Source organism: Aureimonas ureilytica DSM 18598 = NBRC 106430 (assembly GCF_000382705.1).
In the GTDB taxonomy this organism is placed as follows: Bacteria; Pseudomonadota; Alphaproteobacteria; order Rhizobiales; family Rhizobiaceae; genus Aureimonas; species Aureimonas ureilytica.
In genome coordinates, this window is sequence record NZ_ARQE01000014.1 from 44868 (window position 1) to 65421 (window position 20554).

Here is a 20554-nt window from a genome sequence, read left to right on the forward strand (position 1 = left end):
ATGGTACAGCATTACGTATTAGACGCGTCGGCGCTTCTTTGTCTCCTGAATGAGGAAGATGGTGCTGAACGCGTCGAAGCTTCACTCGACGGATCGGTCATCTCAGCGGTAAACTACTCGGAGGTCGTGGCCAAGATCGTGGAGCGTGGCGGGACCAGGGAGTTGGCGGCAGCCATGCTCGATCCCCTCCACATACAGATCGTCGATTTCGATCGATCGCAGGCAGTGCGCGCGGGTGAACTCCGTCAGGTCACGCGAACCTCAGGTCTGTCGTTCGGAGACCGCGCCTGTCTCGCGCTCGCAGCAGCTCGCGATCTACCGGCGTTGACGACCGATCGGGCCTGGGCTGCGTTGGAACTCGACCTACAGGTCGAGTTGCTGCGATGATCGGATTTGCCAGTCAAGGTTTAGCATAACAAGGAGCGGTGCGCTCGATACCCATCTGCTTTAGACGGCTGCTGATGGCGATCGTGGGTGGTCTTCGGACTGTCTGCTTATTGGTCCTGACCCGTGAAACTGGTCCGGACGGAATGAGAATTTTCGGGCACGATTTCTCGACGAGAGGAGAGAGTTTATGCCTAAGAAGCGGTTCACGAACGAGCAGATCGCCTTTGCCCTGCGGCAGGCGGAGAACGGCACGCTGGTTGGCGAAATCTGCCGTTAGATGGGTGTTGCCGAGGCGACGTTCTATCGATGGAAGAAGGTCTACGCCGGGATGGGCGTGTCGGAGATCCGGCGCCTGAAGCAACGCGAGGAGGAGAACGCCAAGCTGAAGCGTCTGGTCGTCGACCTCAGCCTGGACAAGAAGATGTTGCAGGATGCCCTTAGAAAAAGCGGTGAAGCCCGTCCGACGCCGCGAAATGGTCCGGTACTTTCAGGCGGCGTTCGCCGTGTCGGAGCGTCGGGGCCGCCAGGCCAGCGGCTTCGGGCGGGCCTCCCATCGGTACAAGTCCCGCCGCGATCCGGCGCCGGCGCTGCGCATGCGGTCGAAGGACTTGGCCGCGAGCCGGGTGCGCTACGGGTATAGACGACTGCATGTCCTGCTCCAGCGAGAAGGCTGGATCGTCAACCACAAGCGCGTCTATCGGCTCTACAGCGAGGAAGGGCTGTCGATCCGCACGCGAAGCCCGAAGCGGCGCCGGTCATCGCGGTACCAGGTGGGTCGGGCCACGGCAGAGCATGCCAACGAGGTCTGGTCGATGGACTTCGTGTCGGACCGGCTTTTCGACGATCGGCCGTTCCGGATCCTGACGATCCTAGACTGCCATACGAGAGAGGCTCTCGCGACCTGTGCGAGAACGAACTTCCGCGCGTATCAGGTAGCCGAAGAGCTCGACCGGCTGGTCGCCCTTCGCGGCAAACCGACGAGCATTCGAGTGGACAACGGCCCGCAGTTCGCCGGTCGGATGCTCGATCAGTGGGCCTACCTGAACAAGGTCGAGCTGGACTTCTCGAGGCCCGGAAAGCCGACGGACACGGATGTTGTTGGAAAGCCCCTTTATGATGGTGCCGGCGCTTTCTCCTTCCCGGCTTTCCTCGCGCCCGGTCTGGTCCGCCATTTGGATGTGAGGTTGGTGTACGCCATCTCGGCCGCTTCGACGGGTGCTCGCTCGGCTGCTCGCTTCTCCGGGACATTGTAGTCGTAGGCCGCTCCGCGCTTGGCGTGCTCGGCTGGCAGTCCAGCCTTCAGTTCGATGTTGCGGAACTTGCGGGCCAGAAGGGCCGGTCGCACCCAAATGTAGTCTTCGTTCTTCGTCAGCATGTGCCAGATGATCATCGCCAGCTTGCGGGCGGTCGCGACGGCCGCGATCGGCTTGCCCCGTTTGGCTGCGATACGCTGGAAGAAGGCGCGCAAGGGGCCGGGCGAGCGCGCCGCCGCCCATGCCGCCTCGACCAGCATGTCTCGCGCCTGGCCACGACCCTGCTTGGTGATCCGTCCGTGGTAAGCCGGCCCTTCGCCGGATTGCCGGGTGCTCGGGTTCAGGCCGAGGTAGCCGACAAGCTTCGTGGGATCGGCAAAGCGCCGGATGTCGCCGATAGCAGCGGCGACGCCGGACGCCACCGTCATGTCGATGCCCGGCAGGGTCATCAGTCGCCGGATGACGGGGTCGGGCATCGTGGCCCTTGCGATGTCGGCTTCGACCTCCTTGAGCGATCCCTCGATGAGATCGATCTGTGCGAGATGGCGATGGATGGCGGCGCGCTCGTCGCCGGGTAGTCTCTGGGCCGCAATCCATTTGCGCCCGCTGATCCCGGTCAGGTTCCCATGCGGGCATGGCGGAACGAGATGCGCGTGCAGGATCGAGTGGATGAGGTTCTTCAGCCGGACACGCTGGCGCACGAACTGGGTCCGGCGAGCGACCTGCCGTCTCAGGGCAAGGGTCGGCTCGTCCGGAACCCACACCTCCGGCAGAAAGCCGGTGGCGTAGAGCTTGGCCAGCACGGCCGCATCGATCGCGTCGGTCTTGATCTTGGCATGCGCGATCAGCCTGACCTGCTTGGGATTGGCGATGACGACGCGGCCGACATGAGGCGCCAGCACCTCGACGACGGCAGCGGCGTTGCCTGTCGCCTCGACGACCACGTGATCGTCCTTGGCAAGGGCTGTTCGCGCGAATGCTTCCAGACTGTCGCGCAGCATAGGAAGGCGGCCGAGCTTCATCAACTTTCCGTCGAGCAGCGCCACGGCCCCGGCCGCCACCCGGTGGATGTCCATACCAATGATACGCATGTCCTCCTCCTCCTGGTCTGTGACATCAGGGGAGCCGGCGGGCGACACGACAATTACGGATCCGCGCTCGCAGCGCATCCGGGCTAGTCGCAGGGGCGGCCAGATAACGACTTCGAGCTCGCAGCTCATGTCAGTGCGACGGCCTGCCCGCACTCTTCGTGCTCCCGGTACCCCGTGGCCCGGATCAGAGGAAGCTATCCGCTCCAACCGATCTCAGGAACAGGGTACCGGCCCCATCATGCCGGATAATGCCTTCATCGAGGCGTACAACGCCCGCATGCGCAGCGAATGCCTGAACGCCTCCTGGTTCCTGTCCATGGTCAACGCCCGGTCACGGATCGACGCCTGGCGGGAGGTTTACAACCACCACCGCCCGCACACGAGCTTCGGCAACTTGAACCCGGCCGAGTTCGTGGATCAACTCAGAACAGCCCGAGAACGCTCATGACACCTGGGCCAAAGTCCGGGTCAGGACCACTTGCCCGTTTGCAACGGAGCCCTTCCAAGGGCGAAAGTTCCCTCATTGCTTTGCTGTCTCTGGAACCAGTCCTTGAGCTTGGCTTCGATCTTTGGCTTGTCCTCGGTGCCGATTTCGTTGACCGCCGCGATCAATGCGAAATCCAAGTCCGCCTGCGCCTTGACGTAGCTGTTGCGAAGGCGGGCCGTATCAAAGGCAACTCCGACGGCGATAAGCATAGGCAAGAGGGAGACCGCAACGACCAATGCAACGTTGCCATCCTCGTCTCTGGCAAATCGAGTCAGCGATTCAGGCCCTAACCACGCCCAAACCCTTGGCCACAACATCAAAGTGACCCGCTGTAACGACCACGTTCTTATGGTCAGCTGAATTTTTCAGTGTTTATGATTTTTTTTGCTTAAAGGCCGTAAGCATTTTGAAAAAGGCTCAAAATATGGAGCCCTTTTTGCTATATTGGTTTCTGAAATTTTAAATATTGCCAGTCGTACTTTCAAATTTTTCAGAACTCTCTTTCTCCAAATAGCGGCTGAAAAAGTGAGTTCCCATACACCCGAGACAACCTCCTGTCTAATTACATACGCCAGGCATCGGTCTGGCCAATGAGTTCTGATCTCAAAAATGGCTAGGGATTTGGTAAGTATATAATCATATAATCGAGGAATTATCTACTTCTACCGCTTATTATTTGATTGGTTGTTGGTAGACTTTGGGCCAGAAGCACAACGCGGCGTTTTCAATAATCCTGTATTCCAAGGTCGCCTTATAAACATCGAGGTAAGATGAGAATTTCCCATTCTCTCGGTTTGTTCGGAGGCTTGGTGGCGATCGGTTTCGCGATGGCCATGGGCATCCAGGGCGCAGCGTTTCAAAAGTTGCGCGTCAACGGCTCGGCCTACGAAGCCATCGTGGCCGGCAAGGATGCGATCGCCGACACCGCACCCCCGCCTCTCTATCTCGTCGAGAGCTATGCCTTGGCGCTCGAGACGCAGTTCGATTCCGAGCGGCTGGCCGTCAACAAGGATAAGCTGACCGCGCTGAAGCTTGCCTATGAGGGGCAGCTTGCCCATTGGCTCGCCTCGGCCTTGCCGGAAGAGCTGAAGGCGGACCTCAAGGGGCCGGTCCGTCTTTCGGCCGACCGGTTCTGGGCGCGACTGGAGGGCGATTTCCTGCGCCGGCTGGACGCGAGGGACGTCGAGGGCGCGAGAGGCGCGCTCGAGGAGATGGAGGATCTGTTCACCCAGCACGACGCGGCGGTGCGCAGCTTCGTCGCGAAATCCAGCGCCTTCCTGCACACGCGCGAGGACGAGGCCGGGCAGGAAACGCGCTTCTATGCCATCCTGAGCGGCTTTGCCGTCCTGTTCTCGCTCCTGCTCCTGGGGGCAGGCCTCATCTGGTTCCAGCGCCGCGCCGTGCGCCCGCTCGGCCATACCGTGCATCAGATGGAAACCCTGGCCGAGGGCGATTTCCGCAGCCGGACGAAAGGCCTGACGCGGCGCGACGAGATCGGCGATCTGTCCCGCTCGATGGAGAAGATGCGCAACACCATGTCGCGCGCGCTCGGCGTCATCGCCTCGTCCGCCGCCCAGGTTTCCGGCGGCTCGTCGCAGTCGGCCATCACCGCCGAACGCCTGTCGTCGGGCGCGACGGAACAGGCGGCGGCCTCCGAACAGGCGGCCGCCGCGATGGAGGAGATGGCGGCCAATATCCGCCAGAATGCCGAGAACGCCGTTGTGACGGAGCGGCTCTCGGCGCTGGCGGCCGCCAACGCCTCGCAGAGCGGCCGGGCGGTGGAAGATGCCGCGCAGGCCATGCGCATCATCTGCGAGCGCATCGCCGTGGTGCAGGAGATCGCCCGGCAGACCGATCTTCTCGCCCTCAACGCCGCGATCGAGGCCGCGCGCGCCGGCCAGCACGGCAAGGGTTTCGCGGTGGTGGCCTCCGAGGTGCGCAAGCTGGCCGATCGCAGCCGGCAGATGGCCGACGAGATCGGCGCTTTGTCGGCCTCGACGCTCACCAGCTCGGAGAACGCAGGGCGCATGTTGAACGGCCTGGTGCCCGACATCGAGAAGACGGCCGAGCTTGTTGCCGAGATCACGGCCGCTTGCCGCGAGCAGTCGATCGGCGTCGATCAGATCAACCAGGCGATCACCCAGCTCGACCAGGTGATCCAGGCCAATGCCGGTGCGGCGACGGAAATGTCGGCGACCTCGATCCAACTCTCGAGCGAATCCGAACGCCTGCGCGACCAGACCGATGCGTTCCGGCTGGGCGGCGAGGGCGATGTCGAGGCCCCCGCCCCCGCAGGTGGCGTCCGGCTGGCGGTGGTCGCCAGTCAACCGAAGCGCTCCCTCGCCGCGCTAGCCCAGCGGCCGCGCCAGGAGACCGCGTCGGGAGAGAAGACTGCGGAGATCCATCCCGGCGGTGGCTTCGATCGCATGAGCGCCTGACGCCTTCGGTCAACGAGCGCCGATCAGAACCCGTGCGCCCGCTGCCGCCGTCCCGGGTAGGGCTCGACAGGAGCTAGGGAAAACCGTCTGATCTGTTGCAGATGATGGCGTATGCCAGTTTGATGAAAGCGATGTGTATGTCGGCGCAGCGTTCGTAGCGCACATCGAGACGGCGGAACTGGGCGAGCCAAGCGAAGGCGCGCTCGACCACCGAGGCTGTGTGGAAACAGGTCTGAGCGGAGGCTGACGGCGGCGCGGTAAAGCCAATCCGCTTTCACCTCCGCATAGCAGTTATGAGCCAGGGCGTTCCGAGCAAGGCGATGGCCCGCTTCATGTTGTAGGCGAGGATGTGGATGCTCATCTCCTTGCCGACATTCGGCAGCCTTCGCGTTGTGAAGTGGCTGCGCCCCATCCAATCCTTGATCGTGCCGAACACGTGCTCGACTGTTTGCCGACGAATGCGCATGGCATCGGGTATGCGGTCGAGCCGGTGCTGCATGGCATCCAGAACGCGCTCGTTCTCCCAGCGCCGGGTGCGCCGGACAGCCTCCGGCGTGCGTCGCGACCGTATTGTACAATCTTGGCGCGCCTTAAAGTTCCGGTAAAAGAAGATGTCTGTCTCGCGGTCTGGCCGTGCCTTGGCTTGTGTCAGTTCATGGCCGGCGGGGCAGAGGTAGAGATCGCGATCGGCTTCGTAGCGGAAGTCCTCCTTCACGAAGTACCCGAGCTTGCGTCCGCTTGACGTGAACGGCTTGGGGCAGATTGGAACGACGTCCTGTGCCTCGCAGGCGAGGACCTCTTCGCCCGAGAAGTAGCCGCGATCGGCCAGGACGGTAATGCTAGATGCTCCAGCCGCCTCCTTCGCGTGGCGGCCTATGTTAGCAAGCTGGGTGCGGTCGTGCCCGAGATTGGTGACCTTATGCGCCACGACGATGTGGCTTGTCCGTATCGACGGCGGCCTGAACGTTGTAGCCGACAAGGCCTGAGCCCTTGCCGTGCGTGGCCATGGCACGCGCGTCCGGATCCGTCAGCGAGACCTGACGGTCGGGCACCATCTCGACCTGTTTTGCCATCATTCTAAGGGAACGCATCTGCTGCCGGAGCGCCGCGATCCGCTCGTTCAGACGTGTCGTGCGCATCTCGGCGACATCGTCTTCCTGCCGATCTGCCGTGTCGAGCTTGGAGAGGTAGCGCTCGATCCCGGCCTCGACCTGTTCGATGCGCCGTTGAATCGCACCGGGCGTGTAGTTAAGATCGCGCGTGTTCACTGCCCGTCAGCCACAGGACCTCGACATTGCGGCTCACTTCGCGCTCCAAGCGCCGGCTCGACTGCACCTGGTTCAGGTATCCGTAGAGGTAGAGCTTCAGGAGCGTCGCCGGATGGTAGCCAAGACGGCCCGTCGCGGCCGCACCTTCAAAGCCGATCGAGGCGAGGTCCATTTCATCGAAGAACACGTCGATTACCCGGACGAGGTTCTCTGCGCCGATACAGTCATCCACGAAACCTGCCAGAAGAAGGGTCTGATGCCTCTCGCAGCCTTCGATGAAACGGCCCATCCCACCCCTCCAGCGCTACCAGAAAGGTAGCAAGGAACGGCGTTTCCACACAGCCTCCACCTCTCTTCGCTATCTTCCGACCCAGATAAATGGGCCGAAAGCGGACCGGCAGCTTACGGTGCAAACGCATGGAAAGCTGCCGCTCCGCTTTCGACCCTTTAACGCCCATCCGGTAGCCACACGAGATTGCCGGAAGCGGACGTCGCCCTTCCCTCCGGTCTCATGATCGCGTACCGGCCGTCCCGTCGTGTCATGGGAACTAGTATGGCTGCGTTGTCATCAGTGAGCTTTGGGCGGGCCGTGATCGTGCTCGCGGTCCTCATGCAGGCGCTAGGCAAGGTCGCCTACGGCACGTGGCTCGGCGCCGTTCCCTCCAACCTCTTCGTGTTCCTCAGTTTCGCGCTGACGGCGGCCTTCTTTCTGGCCGTGTCGCGGCGCGGCGTCGGCGAGCAGGCCTGGGGTGCGCTTCTTCTCCTGAACGCCGCGACGGCGCTGACCTTCATCAGCTTCTTCTACGCCCTGAAGCTGATCGAGCCCGCGATCGTCGGGGCGGTCGAGATTGGCATCGGTCCGGTGATCGTGGTCCTGATCGCGATGGCGACTACCGGCGAGCGACCGTCGCCCCTCCGCGTCCTCGTGTGCCTCGGCATCCTGGGGGGCTGCGCCGTGCTGGGGATGGCGGCGCTGAGGGGAAGCGGCTTCGCCTCGTTCGGCCCGCAGGCCTGGATCGGATTGGGCGCGAGCGTGGCTGCCGGCGTCGGTGCGGTCCTCATCACCCTGTCGTCGCGAGCGCTCCTCAACCGAGGCTGGCGGTTCGGCGCGGTGCTGGCGCACCGCTTCTACCTGATCCTCCCGGCCTCGCTCGTCCTCGCAATCGGCAGCGGTGGCGCGCCGGTCGCGTGGACGGGCGGGCTCGTCGCCATGTTTCTCGTCGTGTCCGTCATCGGCGTCCTGGCGCCGCTCTACCTGCTCCAGATCGGGATCGGGCGCTGCGATCCCTATACCGTCATGGTGACCATGGCTGCGCTACCGGTCCTTACCTTCGCGATCGAGGGCTTCTCGCCCGCCTATGCATGGTCATGGCTGACGGCGCTGGGGGTTGCGATCGTGTCGGGGTTCCTCCTGCTGGACGTGGCTGCCAAGCGAGATTGACCAATGTCCGTTATCGGACGCCTTCGCTCCGAAGCGGACAGGCAGGAAACCACCCCGTCCGGTTTCAGGCGGCGTAGGAAGCTGACGTCCGGAAGCTGTCCATCTGCTTTCGACCCTTCCACGTCATTCGTGCTGACGTTCAGATCTTCCAAGAGCGGACGTTGTGTGGCACCACTATCTGGACTTGGAGGCTGATAAGACGACAGTTTCTAACGCCGTCGACCTATCATGCATTCGCAGGTCATTCGCATGTAGGACCGATCACGACATATCCTTTGTTTCCGGCACGGTTATCCGACGTTCAGTTCCTTGCGGCAGGACCCTGCAGGCCTGGCGGCGCCGCCGATCCAGTATCGGGGTCCCGTCCCTGCTGCTGATCGAGAAGGCGCATCACAGGCGTGACCGTCAGCCCGTGGAGGAGGATCGAGAACAGGATCACCAGTCCAACCAATCCCCACAGGCGCTCCGCTTGCGGTACTGCCATATGGTTGATGCCGTAGGCGAGATAATAGATCGACCCCACCCCCCGAATGCCAAAGAAAGCGAGCGTCAGCTTCTCGCTCCTGTCGATCGGCAGGCCAACCAGACCCAGCCAGCCCGTCAGAGGGCGCACAAGAAGCAGGATTGCGCCGGCAACGGCAACATCGATCCACGTGACCCCAGCCAGCAGACCGCTTACCAAGGCGCCACCGAACAGGATCAAGATCAGCATCATGACGAGCCGCTCCACCTGCTCGGTGATCTCATGCATCTCGGTTTGGAACTCATGCTCGCGATGGGTATGGCGGAAGGTCAAGGCCGTGACGAAGACCGACAAGAAGCCGTAGACGTGGATGATCTCGGTCAGGCCGTAGGAAACAAGCGTTGCCGAGAGGGCGATCAGGCCGTCGCCGGTCTTGGCCAGACGGTTCTCGGACGGCACGTGGAACGTCAGCCAGCCGAAGGCGCGACCGATCAACCAGCCCGCCAGGACACCACCCGCGATCTCCCAGGCCACGCGGTAGGTTAGCCACTCGCCAAGCCAAGGCTCACCTGTGGCGGAAGCCGCGGCCAGCAGGATCGCGAGATGAACGAAGGGGAAGGCCGCGCTGTCATTGAGACCGGCCTCCGACGTCAGGCCAAAGCGGACCTCGTCCTCCTCGCCGGTCTTGGGCGCACCAACCTGAACGTCGGAGGCGAGCACCGGATCGGTGGGTGCAAGGCTTGCAGCCAGAAGCAAGGCAACCGGCCATGACAACGCAAGCACCCAGGCTGAGAGCAGCGTGATCAGGAGGATGCCAAGCGGCATGGTGATGGCGAGAAGTCGCCACGTCACGCTCCAGCGTCGCCAGCCGAACACACGGTCGATCTTCAGCCCCGCACCCATCAAGGCGATGATGACCACCAGCTCGCTGAAGCGTTCGGTGATGTCGGGATACCGGAGCGGCAGCGGTTGAAGCACGATCTGTGGGAGTAGGAACAGGCCTGCACCGATGCCCATGCACAAGATCGGAAGTGAAAGCGGCAGACGCTTCAGAACCAGCGGCAACCAAGCCACGAGCGCAATCAGGAGGCCGGTCCCGGTCAAGAGGAGGATGTAGGGATCGGGCAGCCAGTCGGTTGAGGTCATGGACAGGAACCCGAAGAGTGGGCGGTTGGGTCCATCAGGAAGGCTACGTCGCGACAATGGGGAGACCAGACCTCGGACAGCCGATCCATCTGTTTTGAGGATAGCGATGGCATGGACGGTCGGAGGCTAACGTCCCGTTTGGTTGGCCTCGCCATATACCCTTGAATGTCCAACGCCGACCCACCACTTACCATCCACTTGGATGTTGAGATGAGTTGATGATGCCAAAGAAGGCGGAAGGGCAAGATCGCGGACCGGATACCGAGAAGGTCACCATCAATCTCGGCTTCATCGATCTCGGCCGCATCGACCTTCTCGTGCGAGAAGGCTTCTACGCCAACCGCAGCGACGTCATCCGCACCGCGATCCGCAAGCATCTCGACGCTCACGACGCTGCGATCCAGCGTTCCGCCGAGCAGTTGACGCTGGAGCTAGGCCTTCGGCGATTCACGCGAGCCGATCTCGAACGGGCGCGCGACGAGAAACGGCTGCTTCACGTGCGCGTCCTGGGACTCGCCAGCTTCGACGACGACGTATCGCCGGAGTTGGTACAGGAGACGATCGGATCGATCACCGTTCTCGGCGCCCTCCAAGCGAGCGCAGCGGTGAAGGCGGTTCTGGCGGACCGTATCCGCTAACCACACGACCCTCGCGTTCCACGTCGTCCACCGTTCTGTCCGCAAGGAGCCGTCCAATGCCCCGATCCATCCCCTCCTTCATGGATGAGGCCCGTAGCCTTGTCGCCGCCAACCGTCTTCTGGACGCTACAGCGCTGATCCAGGCACGGCTCGGCGGTTCGCCCATCGACACGGCCACGGCATCCCCACAACCGTTCCAAGGCCCGACGATCGAGCTGCGTGCCGAGCGGGTTGGGCGAGGTCAGCAAGAAGCGCCGACCGACGCTCCACCGCCCAGCCGGCCCCGCTTTCCTCGACCGGGCGCGGCAACGCCCCGCCCCGGCTTCCACAGGCCGACCCTCGTTGTACCTGCGGGCGCCGAGTTCCTACGGCTCAGGCACGAGGGACACGCTGGGGCACGAAGCTATCGTCTTTACGTGCCGTCTACGCTGGCTAGCGGGCCGCGACCGCTGATCGTGATGCTGCACGGCTGCACGCAGGATCCTGAGGACTTTGCCCTCGGCACGCGCATGAACCAGTTGGCCGAAGAGCGGAACGTTCTTGCCGCCTATCCGGAACAGGGGCGAGCTGCCAATGCCTCGCTCTGCTGGAACTGGTTCGAGCCCGCTCATCAGCGAAGAGATGCGGGGGAGCCGGCGATCCTGGCCGGCATCGTCGAAGACATCGCGAGGAGCCATTCGGTCGACCGGACCCGCATCTTCGTGGCCGGCCTGTCGGCGGGTGGGGCCATGGCGGCGGTCCTCGGCGCAACCTACCCGGACGTCTTCGCTGGCATCGGCATCCATTCCGGTTTGCCCTACGGCTCGGCGACCAACGTTGCCTCGGCGCTCTCGGTCATGCGTAGCGGTAGACAGAGCGGAGGCGGGAGCAGGCGACGGGTTCGCACCATCGTCTTCCACGGCGCACGGGACACGACGGTCCACCCGGCCAACGGCGAATGTCTGGCGGGGCTGGAGCAGGCCGGAAGGAACCGCACCACCACACAAAGCGGTTCGGTCAACGGCCGCGACTACATCCGCAGCGTGGTGGCCGCCACGCACGAGGAACCGGGTGTCGAACACTGGCGCGTCGAAGGGCTCGGCCATGCCTGGTCCGGTGGCGACGCCAACGGATCTTATGCGGACCCGGCCGGTCCTGATGCTTCACGCGAGATGCTGCGCTTCTTTATGAACGAACTACAATAGGCTGCTGGGCCGTAGCCGGGGCTCAACTCAGAAAGCGACGAGCTTACGCTTCGTGGGGTCCCAGAGAGCCAACCCGACGCACTGGAGGCTTTCAAGGATCGTGAGACGCGATAGGGACGCCAACGCCGGTTCGGCGTCGAGGCAGGCCTGCAGCCGGTAGTTTGGGATCCGCGGGTTTAAGTGGTGAATGTGGTGGAGGCCGATGTTGCCGGTGAACCATTGCAGGAGCTTTGGCATCACGTAGTACGAGCTGCCACTGAGGGCTGCGCGCTGCTGGCTCCACTCCGTCGACTCCTCCCAGTGCGTGTCCTCAAACTGGTGCTGTACGAAGAACAACCAACCGCCGATCCAGGACGCGACAAACGCCGTCGGCAGCACCGCAAGTGCGACTGCGATCGGGCCCAACACCAGCACGAGGCTGCCGTAGAGAAGCGCCAAAGCCAGGTTCAATGCCATGATGCTGCGCCAGGCATCACGCACGGGAAGTGCTTGGCCGAACGGGGAGCGCTGCAGCAGGATGAAGTAGACCGGCGGTCCGACGACATGGAGCAGGAGCGGATGGCGATAAATTCGGTAACGCATCTGCGCGCTGCGGCTCAGCCCATCGTACTCGTCGACCGTCAGGGTGTCGACGTCGCCGATCCCGCGCCGTCCGAGATCTCCCGCCGTCGTATGATGGACGGCATGGGAGCGGCTCCAGTAGCCAAAGGGCGTCAGCGTCAAGACGCTGAGGAGCCGACCGACGGCGCGGTTGGTCCGCTTCGATGTGAAGAAGGAGTTGTGGCCACAGTCATGCTGGACGCCGAACAAGCGCACGAGAAGCCCGCCGGCGGGAAGGGCTAACGCCAAAAGGACGTAGACCCCCGTTGTTGCGCCAAACAGAAGCAGCCCTGCCGTCAGAAGAAAGAGTGCGAAGGTCGTACCGAACTGGAACCAGGCGGCGCGGTCGTCAGCATCGCGGTACCGAAGGCAATGGCGTGACAGGCGGCGGATCTCTGCGTCGTCCAGATCAGGGACGAAGCGTTCAAAGTCGCGCTTTGGCGCGACGGAGATGAATGACAACCGATGGATCCGATAGCTGGACCCTGCAGGCGGTCGGGTCGATCCGCTTCGTGGCATGGTGTCAGGACGGACGCAATCGATAATTCGGCTCCTGTGTACAATAGGATGTTGGCCGCCAAGCCTGTAAAAAACTCATCTTTCCACCGCTTGCACAAACTTCCATCCTTTCGGAACGTAAAATCGAGTGTCACAAAAAGTATGGAGTGTTTGCGTCTGAAAAGACGGAGAAAAACCATTCGTCTCCCAACGATAATCATCATCTTAATTTTGGTTCCACCATCGGAAAAACAAATATACGACGAATACAATTCGATATTGCCTAGGTATCTGAGGAATATACACCATATTGGCTTTCAGGGTGTCGAAGAATACGGGCTGCCGGGACGTTCGGCGGGGCCCATGCCTCTGGCGCTTCCACCCTGCGGAGCCCTGTTCCATGTTTGGCTATCAAGGTGGCGAAAGCGACGAGACCGTTGCTCGCAAGCGCGGCTATATGGCGGAGGCCCGTGAGCGCTGGCCGTTCCTGACCCGGTTCGACGTGACCACGATCCATAACGAGCAGCAGCTCGCCACGATGGTGCGCGACCGGCTGGGGCTGCCAAAGGACCAAGCGGACGCCGAGGTCCATCGCTGGACGCAAGGCAAGCACTTCTGAGCGGACCAGCCCAGATCGCCAGCAGGCCCCGTCACCTGATGCAAGGCTCATTCATGTCCAGCTTCGACTTCCGGGCGACCCGCTTTGCCCATCTGCGCATCGTTCTCGACCACATGCCGGGGCTTCGCAGTGTCGAGATGCGGGACATCATCACGACAGCGGCCGAGAAACGTCTGCGGAGGATCCGCATGGACCTCGAGGATGAGGTGAATGCGATCCGCGTGCCGAGCCTTGCTTCGTCCCTTTCACCCATCAAGCTACCGTAGGAACACGACATGCCCCTCCTCACCGATCCGAAGACCGCTGGCATCGAAGCCTTCCGTGCCGGTCAGCCGACGTCCACCAGCGGCTATGCCGATGGCTCAAGCCAGAAGCTGTCGTGGCTCGACGGGTGGACGCAGGAGCAGATCGCTCAGCGTGCCGACGTCGGTCAGGCTACATCCGACCAAGTCATGTCCGGCTGAACATCGCAGGACGTTCTATCGACCCAAGTTTCCCGCTGGGTCAGCAGGCTCATTCCCTGCGCCCAATTCTCCTATCGAAAGCCGATCCTTATGATGTCAGCCCCAACCATCGACTACGCAGGAGCGGCCGACGTGTTCTGGTGCAGCTCCGCCAAGCGGCAGATGCCCAAGGGGTCGATGCGGTTCCAGACCTTCCCGACCTTGGCTGAGGCCGTGCGCTTCTTGGTCACCGATACGACAGAGACGCGCTTCCAGTACGCGATCGACACGGATCAGGGTCGATACGAGAAGGACGAGATCGCAGCGCTCTACGAACGGCCCGACTTTCCCGACCGTCCCGGCGTCTGACGCGCCACGCAACATAGAACGCCTCGATCGCGACGAACTAGCAGGGCCGTGCTCGGCCTTGTATCCCACCAGGAGATCGGCATGTGGCTGGAACTTACAAGCCGGCAGGGCGACGCCTTGCTGGTGAACATGGACCGGGTCGTGATGATCTCGCAGCATCAGGACGGAAGCCGCTTACATGTCGAGCTGCCGGCATCGTCCGCGCACAATGGCGTCGACATCATCGTCGGCGAAGTACAGCAGGTGATCCGTGACCGGATCGCTGGTCGTAAGCAAGGCGACTGACAGCCGATTGCGCACCCCATGCAAACCCCAAACGAGGTCACGTTATGCCGTTCACCACCCAGGAACAAAGCAACGCTGCCAGCGTCGCCCTCGATAGCGCCCTTACAACGACCGCAGCACCTACGAGCGATTTGCAGGCTGAAGGCGGTCAAAGCTCGCGTGCGATAAAGCCTTCGGAGGACCTGGACCAGGCGAGCCAATCTGCGATCGAAGGGCGAGAAAACGGGAGGCCGAGCAGCAACCGCCGGGCGATCGGGATCATGTTTGGTATCGACCCGAGGAACCTCTACGAGGCGCCCGACGACGAGCAGAACCGCAACCAGGCCGCGCGGGATCTGGACTGACAGGCAACATCTGCCCCTTGCCAAGACGTGGTCCCACCTGTCCGGCGCAACTCGTTCCAACTCAAGGCCCGACCATGATCGCATCCGCGTTGCTGCGCCTTCTTCGCCCAGCTCGACGCTCGCTTCGCGCCCTGCGCCGGGGCTGGCGCTGGGAGAGCATCCCGTTCGACAAACCGCGGCCTTTGACCAATGGTCGGATGAGCCGGGACGACGGTGGTCAGGTGTGGCGTCGGTGGAACGGCCGCGAGTACGACTTGGTCCAGTTGGCGATGATGCCGTAGCCCCTTTCGGGGTTACCAACCGTTCCCGACGAACGTCACCGCGGAGACAGTCGCCCGTCAGGCCGTTTGCTCCCCAAAACAAAGACAGGACGTTCCCCATGCATTGCCTGCTATGCAGCCGGCCGGCAAAGCCGATCCCCGCCATCAACCAGACCGCTTCGGCCACGGCCTGTGAACACTGCGGGGAGTGGGAAGCGTCCGCTCCAGCGATCTCCACGCTGGCAACGATGGCGGGGCATCAGCGCATGCAGGCGTTGCGGCATGCGCAGGTCAACTCGTTCATGGGACGCCGACCATTCCTTCATGGGCTCGGCTAGGCGATGCCGGCCAAGACGTTTTTCATCGTTCAGCAGTTCGAGCGCAGCGGGAAGCGTCTGATCGCCGGCCGGGTGCTGGACTTCCGAAAGGCCGAGGAGGCGGTGGCCCGCGCAGAACGCGCATCAAGCACGGCGATCGGGGTCGTGGCCCTGCAGCATACGGTCGACACCGAGACCGGAGAGGTGCTGGAGGATCCGATCGTGCTGTCGCGGTTCGGCGATGTGCCGGCGGAATTCACAGACGACTAGAGACCACGCTGCGGCCGGTTCAAACCGCAAGTCCGCTATTGTGCCTCATTCAACCAATAGCAGACTGACCGGTTTCCACCCCGTCCGGTCTCAGGCGGCAGAGGAAGTGGCCATTCCCGAAACACCCTCCTTTCCAAGATAGGCCGAGCGAGCGTTTTGCGGCTAGCCAGCAGCAAGAAGGCGGGAATAGGAGTCTTCAAGCGCGCCCGATCGCAACGCGTCCGGATCGCTTTCCTCGACGATCCGTCCAGCGCGCATGATCGCAAGTCGGTCGCACATGTGCGCGACTACGGCCATGTCGTGGCTGACCAGAAGGTAGGTTAGCGAGCGCTCGCGTTGCAGCCGCTTGAGTAGGTTTAGGATCTCGGCTTGAACCGACACGTCGAGTGCTGAGGTCGGCTCGTCCAACAGCAGGATCGGCGGCTTGAGGATCAGCGCCCGGGCGATCGCCACGCGCTGGCGCTGACCGCCCGACAGCTGGTGGGGATATCGGTAGCGGAAGCGGCGGGGAAGGCCGACTTGATCCAGCGCCTCGTCGATCCTCTGGTCGCGGTCGCTGAGGCCATGGATTGCCAGCGGCTCGGACAGCGTCTGCCCGATTGTGTGACGCGGATGAAGCGAGCCGTAGGGATCCTGGAACACCATCTGGACAAGGCGGAGATCCTCGCGCGATCGCGCCGATGCCGCGACCGGGCGGCTTTGGATGCGGATACCGCCCTGCCATTCGCGCACCCGGCCCGCGACCGCGCCAAGCACGGTGGACTTGCCGCAGCCACTCTCGCCGACCAGCCCGAAGGTCGTGCCCGGCTCGACGCGGAACGAAACGCCGTCTACCGCGCGGAACGCGTCGTACTCGACCACGAGGTCGGCGATCTCGAGCGCGGCGGTCATCGGACGGGCTCCCGCCAGGACGGCTCTCGCTGGAGGACGGCCAGCATGTCGGTGGGCCGGTCGAGCCGTGGCAATGCCTCCATCAGCCCCCTCGTGTAGGGATGGCGCGCCTGTTCCAGTTCGGAGGCCGGCAGGCGCTCTACAATCTGCCCGGCATACATGATGAGAACGCGGTCGCAGAAGGCGCGCACAAGGTTCAGGTCGTGGCTGATAAGCATGAGGCCGATCCCTTGGGCGTCGATCATATCGCCGAGAAGGTCGAGGATCTGGTGGCGCACGGATACGTCGAGCGCGGAGGTCGGCTCGTCGGCGATAACGAGCGAGGGCGAAGCGATCAGCATCATCGAGATCATAATGCGCTGGCCCATGCCGCCCGAGACCTCGTGGGGATAAAGGGCGAAGACGCGGGCGGGGTCGCGGATCTGCACCTGCGCCAGCATGTCGAGCGTGCGTTCGCGCGCCTCGCGGGCCGACAGTCTGAGGTGCAGGCGCGCCATCTCAACGATCTGCTTGCCGACCGTCATCACAGGGTTCAGCGAGTATTTGGGGTCCTGAAGGATCATCGCGACGCGNCGGCCGCGAACTGTGCNCATCGCGCGCTCGGAGGCGCCAAGCAGGTCGATCTCCTCGAAGCGCATCTGGTCGGCCGACATCCGGGCGGCTGGCGGCAGGAGGCGCATAACGGCGCGCCCCGTCATGGACTTGCCTGAGCCCGACTCACCGATGATGCCGAGCTTCTCGCGTCCCACCGAGAAGGAAACGCCGCGCACCGCCTCCACCGGGCCGGAGGGCGTGCCGAATGCCACGCGAAGGTTCTCGACGGTGAGAATGGGGGACGAAGCGTCAGCCATTGCGCGGGTCCAGGATGTCGCGAAGCCCGTCGCCGAGCAGGTTGAAGGCGAGGCTGACGAAGAGGATGGCAAGGCCCGGCACCGTGGTCAGCCACCAAGCGTCGAGGAGGTACTGGCGGCCCGAGGCGGCCATGGCGCCCCACTCGGCGGTAGGCGGCTGGACGCCGAGTCCAAGGAAGCCAAGGCCGGCGGCGGTCAGGATGATGCTCGCCATGTTGAGCGTCAGGCGCACCAGGATCGAGGGCGCGCAGATCGGCACGAGATGGTGAAGGAGGATGCGCCCGCGCCCCGCCCCCTGCAGCTCGGCCGCGATCACGTAGTCCGAGCCACGCACGGTGAGCGTCTCGGCCCGCGCGAGGCGTGCGATCGGCGGCCACACGGTGAGCGAGATCGCGATCACCGCGTTCTCCAGGCCCGGCCCCAGCGCCGCCGAGAAGGCGAGCGCCAGAACGAGGCCGGGAAAGGCGAGGAAAATGTCGGTGACGCGCATCAGGGCGACATCGACCCAGCCGCCCAGGAGCCCTGCCGTCGCGCCCACCAGGAAGCCGATCGGTGCGACGATTACCGTCACAAGGACGGTGGTCGTGAGCGTCGTGCGCGCGCCGAACAGGATGCGCGAGAAGACGTCGCGCCCGAATTCGTCGGTGCCGAACCAGTGCGCAGCGCCGGGCGCGAGCAAGGCGCGGTCCATCGCCTGCACGTTCGGGTCGTAGGGCGCAAAGAGCGGGGCCAGAAGTGCGACGAGGATCAATAGGGCGATCACTGCGAGACCTGCCAGCGCGGGCGGGTTGCGCAGGAGAAGGAGCCAGCCGCGATACAGGCGGCCGAGCCGCGCTTGGCGCGTGGAGGCCACGTCCTCGGTGGTGAGCCAGGCATGGAGGCCGGCGGGGGGCGGGGTCGTGGCGCTCATCGGCGGGTCCTCGGATCCACGAAGCGATAGGCAATATCAGCGAGAAGGTTCATGGCGATCGAGATCAGGCCGATCACAAGGACACTGCCGAGCACGGCGTTCATATCGGCAAAGAACAGGGCGGTCGTAAGGTACTGTCCAAGGCCTGGCCAAGCGAACACCGTCTCGATCAATACGGTGCCCTCTAGGAGACCGAGGAAGGACAGGGTGACGATCGTCAGGAGCTGGACGCGTATGTTGCGGAAGGCGTGCCCCCAGACGACGCGGCTCGCGCTGAGGCCCTTGGCGCGGGCGGTGAGCACGTATTCCTGACCGAGCTGCTCCAGCATGAAGGAGCGGCTCATGCGGCTGATATAGGCGAGCGCCGCGTAGCCGAGGATGAGGGCCGGCGTCACGAGATGGTGGAGCGCACTCCAGAACACGTCCCATTCCCGTGCCAGGGCGGCATCGATGATAAGCGATCCGGTCGGCCCCTCCACAAGGCCTTCGTTGTAGACGTCGATGCGCCCGCCCCCCGGAATCCAGCCGAGATTGGCGTAGAAGACGAGGATCACCAGCGTGCCCAGCCAGAAGATCGGCGTGGAATAGCCGACGAGGCCGACGACGCGTGCCACATGGTCGATCCAGGTTCCCCGCCGCACGGCGGCCAGGATGCCGAGCGGGATGCCGAGCCCCGCCCCGATCAGGATCGCGAGGCTCGCCAGCTCGATCGTAGCCGGGATGACGCGAGCGAGGTCGCTCGCTACCGCGTTCTTGGTGACGTGCGATTGGCCGAGGTCGAGGCGCACGACGTCACCGAGATAGGTCGCGAACTGCACGAGAACCGGCCGGTCGAGCCCCATGCTCTGGTAGACGCGCTGGTAGGTTTCCTGGTCGGCTTGGTCGCCGATCACCGCGATTACGGGATCGGCGGGCACGAGGCGACCGACCGCGAACGTGATCGCGAGAAGGCCGAAAAGCGTGGTCAGGAGAATGAGGATTGTGCTGACGAAGCGGCGCACCCGCCCCGCCTTGCGCGCCCGCCCCGAAGCCGGTGCCGCGGGTACGCTTGGCGCATCGATCGCCGGGGCGCTCACCCTCAGCGCTCCTTGCGCACGGTGTCCCAGCGCGTGAGCCAGGTCGGATGGCCGACATAGCCCTTCACGTCGCCACGGACGGCCTTCGCGTCGACGCGCTGGAACGAGGTGATCAAGGCGGGTGAAGACCGCAAATAGCTTTCGTTGACCTGGCGGTAAAGATCGGCGCGCTTGGCGTTGTCGGTCTCATGCGCGGCGGCTAGCACGCCTTGCTGGATGTCGGCTGGCACCTCCCAGGCCGCGCGCCAAGCCAGAAGCCCGGTGAGCTTGGCTTCGTCGCGGTTGTCGGCGTTGGTGGCGTATGAGCCAAGCACTGGGTGCGGGTCGGGCAGGCGCTCGCCCGAGCGCGCCGAAAAGAGTTCGAACTCTCGGTTCCGGAACTTGCCGATATGGTCGCCAATCTGCAGGTCGAGGCGGATGCCGGCCTGGGCGGCGTTGGCCTGGAGCGATTGGGCGACCTCGCCCTCGGGCGTCTGAGGGCTCGCATAGTAGGTCATTGCGAAGCCGTCGGGATAGCCCGCCTCCGCGAGCAGCGCCTTCGCCTTGGCGATGTCGAGCTTGTAGGGGTTCTCGTTCAGCGCACCCGGCAGGCCCGCCGGCACGATGGTCTGCTGCGGCGTGCCGTAGTAGCGCATCACACCGCGCGACAGGCCTTCGTAATCGATGAGGTAGCGGAAGGCCTCGCGCACCTGAGGTTTGGCGAGGATCTCGTTCTTTTGGTTCAGTGCGAGATAGTAGAAGCCATAGCCAGGCGTGCGCTGGACCGCGACCTTGCCCCCGCTCTCCAGAGCCGCGAGGTCCGTCGATGACAGGCGCGTTGCGACGTCGAGGTCGCCCGCCTCAATNTGGAGGCGCTCGGCGGCCGATTCCGGCAGGTGCCGCAGGATCACGCGCCGCATCGCGGGCTCGCCCTGCCAGTAGTCCTTGAAGGCTTCCGCGATCAGGATATCGTTGGCCCGCCAAGTGCGCAGCATGTAGGGACCCGAGCCCGCGTCGCGGGTTTGTAGATACTCCCCGCCCATGTC

General features: G+C 63.6%; 22 protein-coding genes and 2 pseudogenes. 14 read left to right on the forward strand and 10 right to left on the reverse strand.

The features are described 5' to 3' along the window. Together B146_RS0121495 and B146_RS29975 are read left to right on the forward strand one after the other, a co-directional pair. Positions 1-387: a type II toxin-antitoxin system VapC family toxin gene (locus B146_RS0121495; RefSeq protein ID WP_019998551.1), complete on the forward strand. Its 387-nt coding sequence runs from the start codon at positions 1-3 to the stop codon at positions 385-387. Between the two features lie 187 nt (positions 388-574). After that, positions 575-1475, forward strand: a pseudogene (locus B146_RS29975) (IS3 family transposase); the annotation flags it as partial. A 23-nt stretch (positions 1476-1498) separates the two neighbouring features. On the opposite strand, the gene B146_RS29600 reads toward B146_RS29975, so the two are convergent. Next, positions 1499-2731: an IS110 family RNA-guided transposase gene (locus B146_RS29600; RefSeq protein WP_040408859.1), complete on the reverse strand. Its 1233-nt coding sequence runs from the start codon at positions 2729-2731 to the stop codon at positions 1499-1501. A gap of 238 nt (positions 2732-2969) precedes the next feature. Here B146_RS29600 and B146_RS29405 point away from each other — a divergent pair, with 238 nt between their 5' ends. Continuing rightward, on the forward strand, positions 2970-3179 hold the full coding sequence (locus B146_RS29405; RefSeq protein WP_019998554.1) for an integrase core domain-containing protein: 210 nt from the start codon (positions 2970-2972) through the stop codon (positions 3177-3179). A 20-nt stretch (positions 3180-3199) separates the two neighbouring features. Here the strand turns inward: B146_RS29405 and B146_RS0121520 are convergent, their stop codons facing one another. Then, positions 3200-3454, reverse strand: coding sequence for a hypothetical protein (locus tag B146_RS0121520; protein ID WP_019998555.1), 255 nt, complete (start codon positions 3452-3454; stop codon positions 3200-3202). A 573-nt stretch (positions 3455-4027) separates the two neighbouring features. Between B146_RS0121520 and B146_RS28015 the strand changes: the two genes are divergently transcribed. Beyond that, positions 4028-5656, forward strand: coding sequence for a methyl-accepting chemotaxis protein (locus tag B146_RS28015; RefSeq protein WP_060577690.1), 1629 nt, complete (start codon positions 4028-4030; stop codon positions 5654-5656). A 274-nt stretch (positions 5657-5930) separates the two neighbouring features. On the opposite strand, the pseudogene B146_RS26980 reads toward B146_RS28015, so the two are convergent. After that, positions 5931-7213, reverse strand: a pseudogene (locus tag B146_RS26980) (transposase). A 264-nt stretch (positions 7214-7477) separates the two neighbouring features. On the opposite strand from B146_RS26980, the gene B146_RS0121535 reads away from it, so the two are divergent. Next, entirely contained in the window at positions 7478-8365 is an 888-nt protein-coding gene (locus B146_RS0121535) for an EamA family transporter (RefSeq protein WP_244498262.1), read from the forward strand. A gap of 301 nt (positions 8366-8666) precedes the next feature. Here the strand turns inward: B146_RS0121535 and B146_RS0121540 are convergent, their stop codons facing one another. Beyond that, the gene (locus B146_RS0121540; RefSeq protein WP_019998559.1) at positions 8667-9974 is read right to left on the reverse strand and encodes a cation:proton antiporter; all 1308 of its coding nucleotides are present in this window, start codon (positions 9972-9974) and stop codon (positions 8667-8669) included. 218 nt (positions 9975-10192) lie between these two features. Between B146_RS0121540 and B146_RS0121545 the strand changes: the two genes are divergently transcribed. Then, the gene (locus B146_RS0121545; protein WP_026358840.1) at positions 10193-10612 is read left to right on the forward strand and encodes a CopG family transcriptional regulator; all 420 of its coding nucleotides are present in this window, start codon (positions 10193-10195) and stop codon (positions 10610-10612) included. 80 nt (positions 10613-10692) lie between these two features. Next, positions 10693-11796, forward strand: coding sequence for an extracellular catalytic domain type 1 short-chain-length polyhydroxyalkanoate depolymerase (locus B146_RS29980; protein WP_274532751.1), 1104 nt, complete (start codon positions 10693-10695; stop codon positions 11794-11796). 27 nt (positions 11797-11823) lie between these two features. Here the strand turns inward: B146_RS29980 and B146_RS0121555 are convergent, their stop codons facing one another. Beyond that, positions 11824-12858: a fatty acid desaturase gene (locus tag B146_RS0121555; protein ID WP_019998562.1), complete on the reverse strand. Its 1035-nt coding sequence runs from the start codon at positions 12856-12858 to the stop codon at positions 11824-11826. 436 nt (positions 12859-13294) lie between these two features. Between B146_RS0121555 and B146_RS0121560 the strand changes: the two genes are divergently transcribed. The 7 genes from B146_RS0121560 to B146_RS0121595 all read left to right on the forward strand — a co-directional run bounded on the left by B146_RS0121560 (position 13295) and on the right by B146_RS0121595 (position 15801). Continuing rightward, positions 13295-13513, forward strand: coding sequence for a hypothetical protein (locus tag B146_RS0121560; RefSeq protein WP_019998563.1), 219 nt, complete (start codon positions 13295-13297; stop codon positions 13511-13513). Positions 13514-13566: 53 nt separating this feature from the next. After that, the gene (locus B146_RS0121565; RefSeq protein ID WP_019998564.1) at positions 13567-13779 is read left to right on the forward strand and encodes a hypothetical protein; all 213 of its coding nucleotides are present in this window, start codon (positions 13567-13569) and stop codon (positions 13777-13779) included. 9 nt (positions 13780-13788) lie between these two features. Then, a complete protein-coding gene (locus B146_RS0121570; protein WP_019998565.1) occupies positions 13789-13977 on the forward strand; it encodes a hypothetical protein in 189 nt (62 codons plus the stop codon). Between the two features lie 93 nt (positions 13978-14070). Further along, positions 14071-14325, forward strand: a complete 255-nt coding sequence (locus B146_RS0121575; RefSeq protein ID WP_155897635.1) for a hypothetical protein — start codon at positions 14071-14073, stop codon at positions 14323-14325. Positions 14326-14406: 81 nt separating this feature from the next. Next, positions 14407-14610 (forward strand): hypothetical protein, encoded by a 204-nt coding sequence (locus B146_RS0121580; RefSeq protein WP_155897636.1) that lies wholly within the window; start codon positions 14407-14409, stop codon positions 14608-14610. Between the two features lie 44 nt (positions 14611-14654). Next, positions 14655-14954 (forward strand): hypothetical protein, encoded by a 300-nt coding sequence (locus tag B146_RS0121585; RefSeq protein ID WP_019998568.1) that lies wholly within the window; start codon positions 14655-14657, stop codon positions 14952-14954. 601 nt (positions 14955-15555) lie between these two features. Continuing rightward, the gene (locus B146_RS0121595) at positions 15556-15801 is read left to right on the forward strand and encodes a hypothetical protein (RefSeq protein ID WP_019998569.1); all 246 of its coding nucleotides are present in this window, start codon (positions 15556-15558) and stop codon (positions 15799-15801) included. 162 nt (positions 15802-15963) lie between these two features. Here B146_RS0121595 and B146_RS0121600 read toward each other — a convergent pair whose 3' ends face one another. The 5 genes from B146_RS0121600 to B146_RS0121630 all read right to left on the reverse strand — a co-directional run bounded on the left by B146_RS0121600 (position 15964) and on the right by B146_RS0121630 (position 20551). Beyond that, positions 15964-16692, reverse strand: coding sequence for an ABC transporter ATP-binding protein (locus B146_RS0121600; protein ID WP_019998570.1), 729 nt, complete (start codon positions 16690-16692; stop codon positions 15964-15966). After that, positions 16689-17543, reverse strand: coding sequence for an ABC transporter ATP-binding protein (locus B146_RS26985; protein ID WP_019998571.1), 855 nt, complete (start codon positions 17541-17543; stop codon positions 16689-16691). Before B146_RS26985 ends, B146_RS0121600 begins: the two co-directional genes overlap by 4 nt. Continuing rightward, complete coding sequence (locus B146_RS0121620; RefSeq protein ID WP_019998572.1) at positions 17536-18453, reverse strand: ABC transporter permease; 918 nt, start codon at positions 18451-18453, stop codon at positions 17536-17538. Before B146_RS0121620 ends, B146_RS26985 begins: the two co-directional genes overlap by 8 nt. Continuing rightward, positions 18450-19454, reverse strand: coding sequence for an ABC transporter permease (locus B146_RS0121625; RefSeq protein ID WP_019998573.1), 1005 nt, complete (start codon positions 19452-19454; stop codon positions 18450-18452). The genes B146_RS0121620 and B146_RS0121625 overlap by 4 nt, the downstream gene beginning before the upstream one ends. A 77-nt stretch (positions 19455-19531) precedes the next feature. Continuing rightward, positions 19532-20551, reverse strand: coding sequence for an ABC transporter substrate-binding protein (locus tag B146_RS0121630; RefSeq protein WP_081631079.1), 1020 nt, complete (start codon positions 20549-20551; stop codon positions 19532-19534). Between the last annotated feature and the right edge of the window lie 3 nt (positions 20552-20554).

Bases quoted from the DNA above. Each gene is read 5' to 3' on its own strand.
- B146_RS0121495 (WP_019998551.1), top strand. From the start codon at position 1: ATGGTACAGCATTACGTATTAGACGCGTCGGCGCTTCTTTGTCTCCTG.
- B146_RS29600 (WP_040408859.1), bottom strand. From the start codon at position 2,731: ATGCGTATCATTGGTATGGACATCCACCGGGTGGCGGCCGGGGCCGTG.
- B146_RS29405 (WP_019998554.1), top strand. From the start codon at position 2,970: ATGCCGGATAATGCCTTCATCGAGGCGTACAACGCCCGCATGCGCAGC.
- B146_RS0121535 (WP_244498262.1), top strand. From the start codon at position 7,478: ATGGCTGCGTTGTCATCAGTGAGCTTTGGGCGGGCCGTGATCGTGCTC.
- B146_RS0121540 (WP_019998559.1), bottom strand. From the start codon at position 9,974: ATGACCTCAACCGACTGGCTGCCCGATCCCTACATCCTCCTCTTGACC.
- B146_RS0121545 (WP_026358840.1), top strand. From the start codon at position 10,193: ATGATGCCAAAGAAGGCGGAAGGGCAAGATCGCGGACCGGATACCGAG.
- B146_RS29980 (WP_274532751.1), top strand. From the start codon at position 10,693: ATGGATGAGGCCCGTAGCCTTGTCGCCGCCAACCGTCTTCTGGACGCT.
- B146_RS0121560 (WP_019998563.1), top strand. From the start codon at position 13,295: ATGTTTGGCTATCAAGGTGGCGAAAGCGACGAGACCGTTGCTCGCAAG.
- B146_RS0121565 (WP_019998564.1), top strand. From the start codon at position 13,567: ATGTCCAGCTTCGACTTCCGGGCGACCCGCTTTGCCCATCTGCGCATC.
- B146_RS0121570 (WP_019998565.1), top strand. From the start codon at position 13,789: ATGCCCCTCCTCACCGATCCGAAGACCGCTGGCATCGAAGCCTTCCGT.
- B146_RS0121575 (WP_155897635.1), top strand. From the start codon at position 14,071: ATGTCAGCCCCAACCATCGACTACGCAGGAGCGGCCGACGTGTTCTGG.
- B146_RS0121580 (WP_155897636.1), top strand. From the start codon at position 14,407: ATGTGGCTGGAACTTACAAGCCGGCAGGGCGACGCCTTGCTGGTGAAC.
- B146_RS0121585 (WP_019998568.1), top strand. From the start codon at position 14,655: ATGCCGTTCACCACCCAGGAACAAAGCAACGCTGCCAGCGTCGCCCTC.
- B146_RS0121595 (WP_019998569.1), top strand. From the start codon at position 15,556: ATGCCGGCCAAGACGTTTTTCATCGTTCAGCAGTTCGAGCGCAGCGGG.
- B146_RS0121600 (WP_019998570.1), bottom strand. From the start codon at position 16,692: ATGACCGCCGCGCTCGAGATCGCCGACCTCGTGGTCGAGTACGACGCG.
- B146_RS0121620 (WP_019998572.1), bottom strand. From the start codon at position 18,453: ATGAGCGCCACGACCCCGCCCCCCGCCGGCCTCCATGCCTGGCTCACC.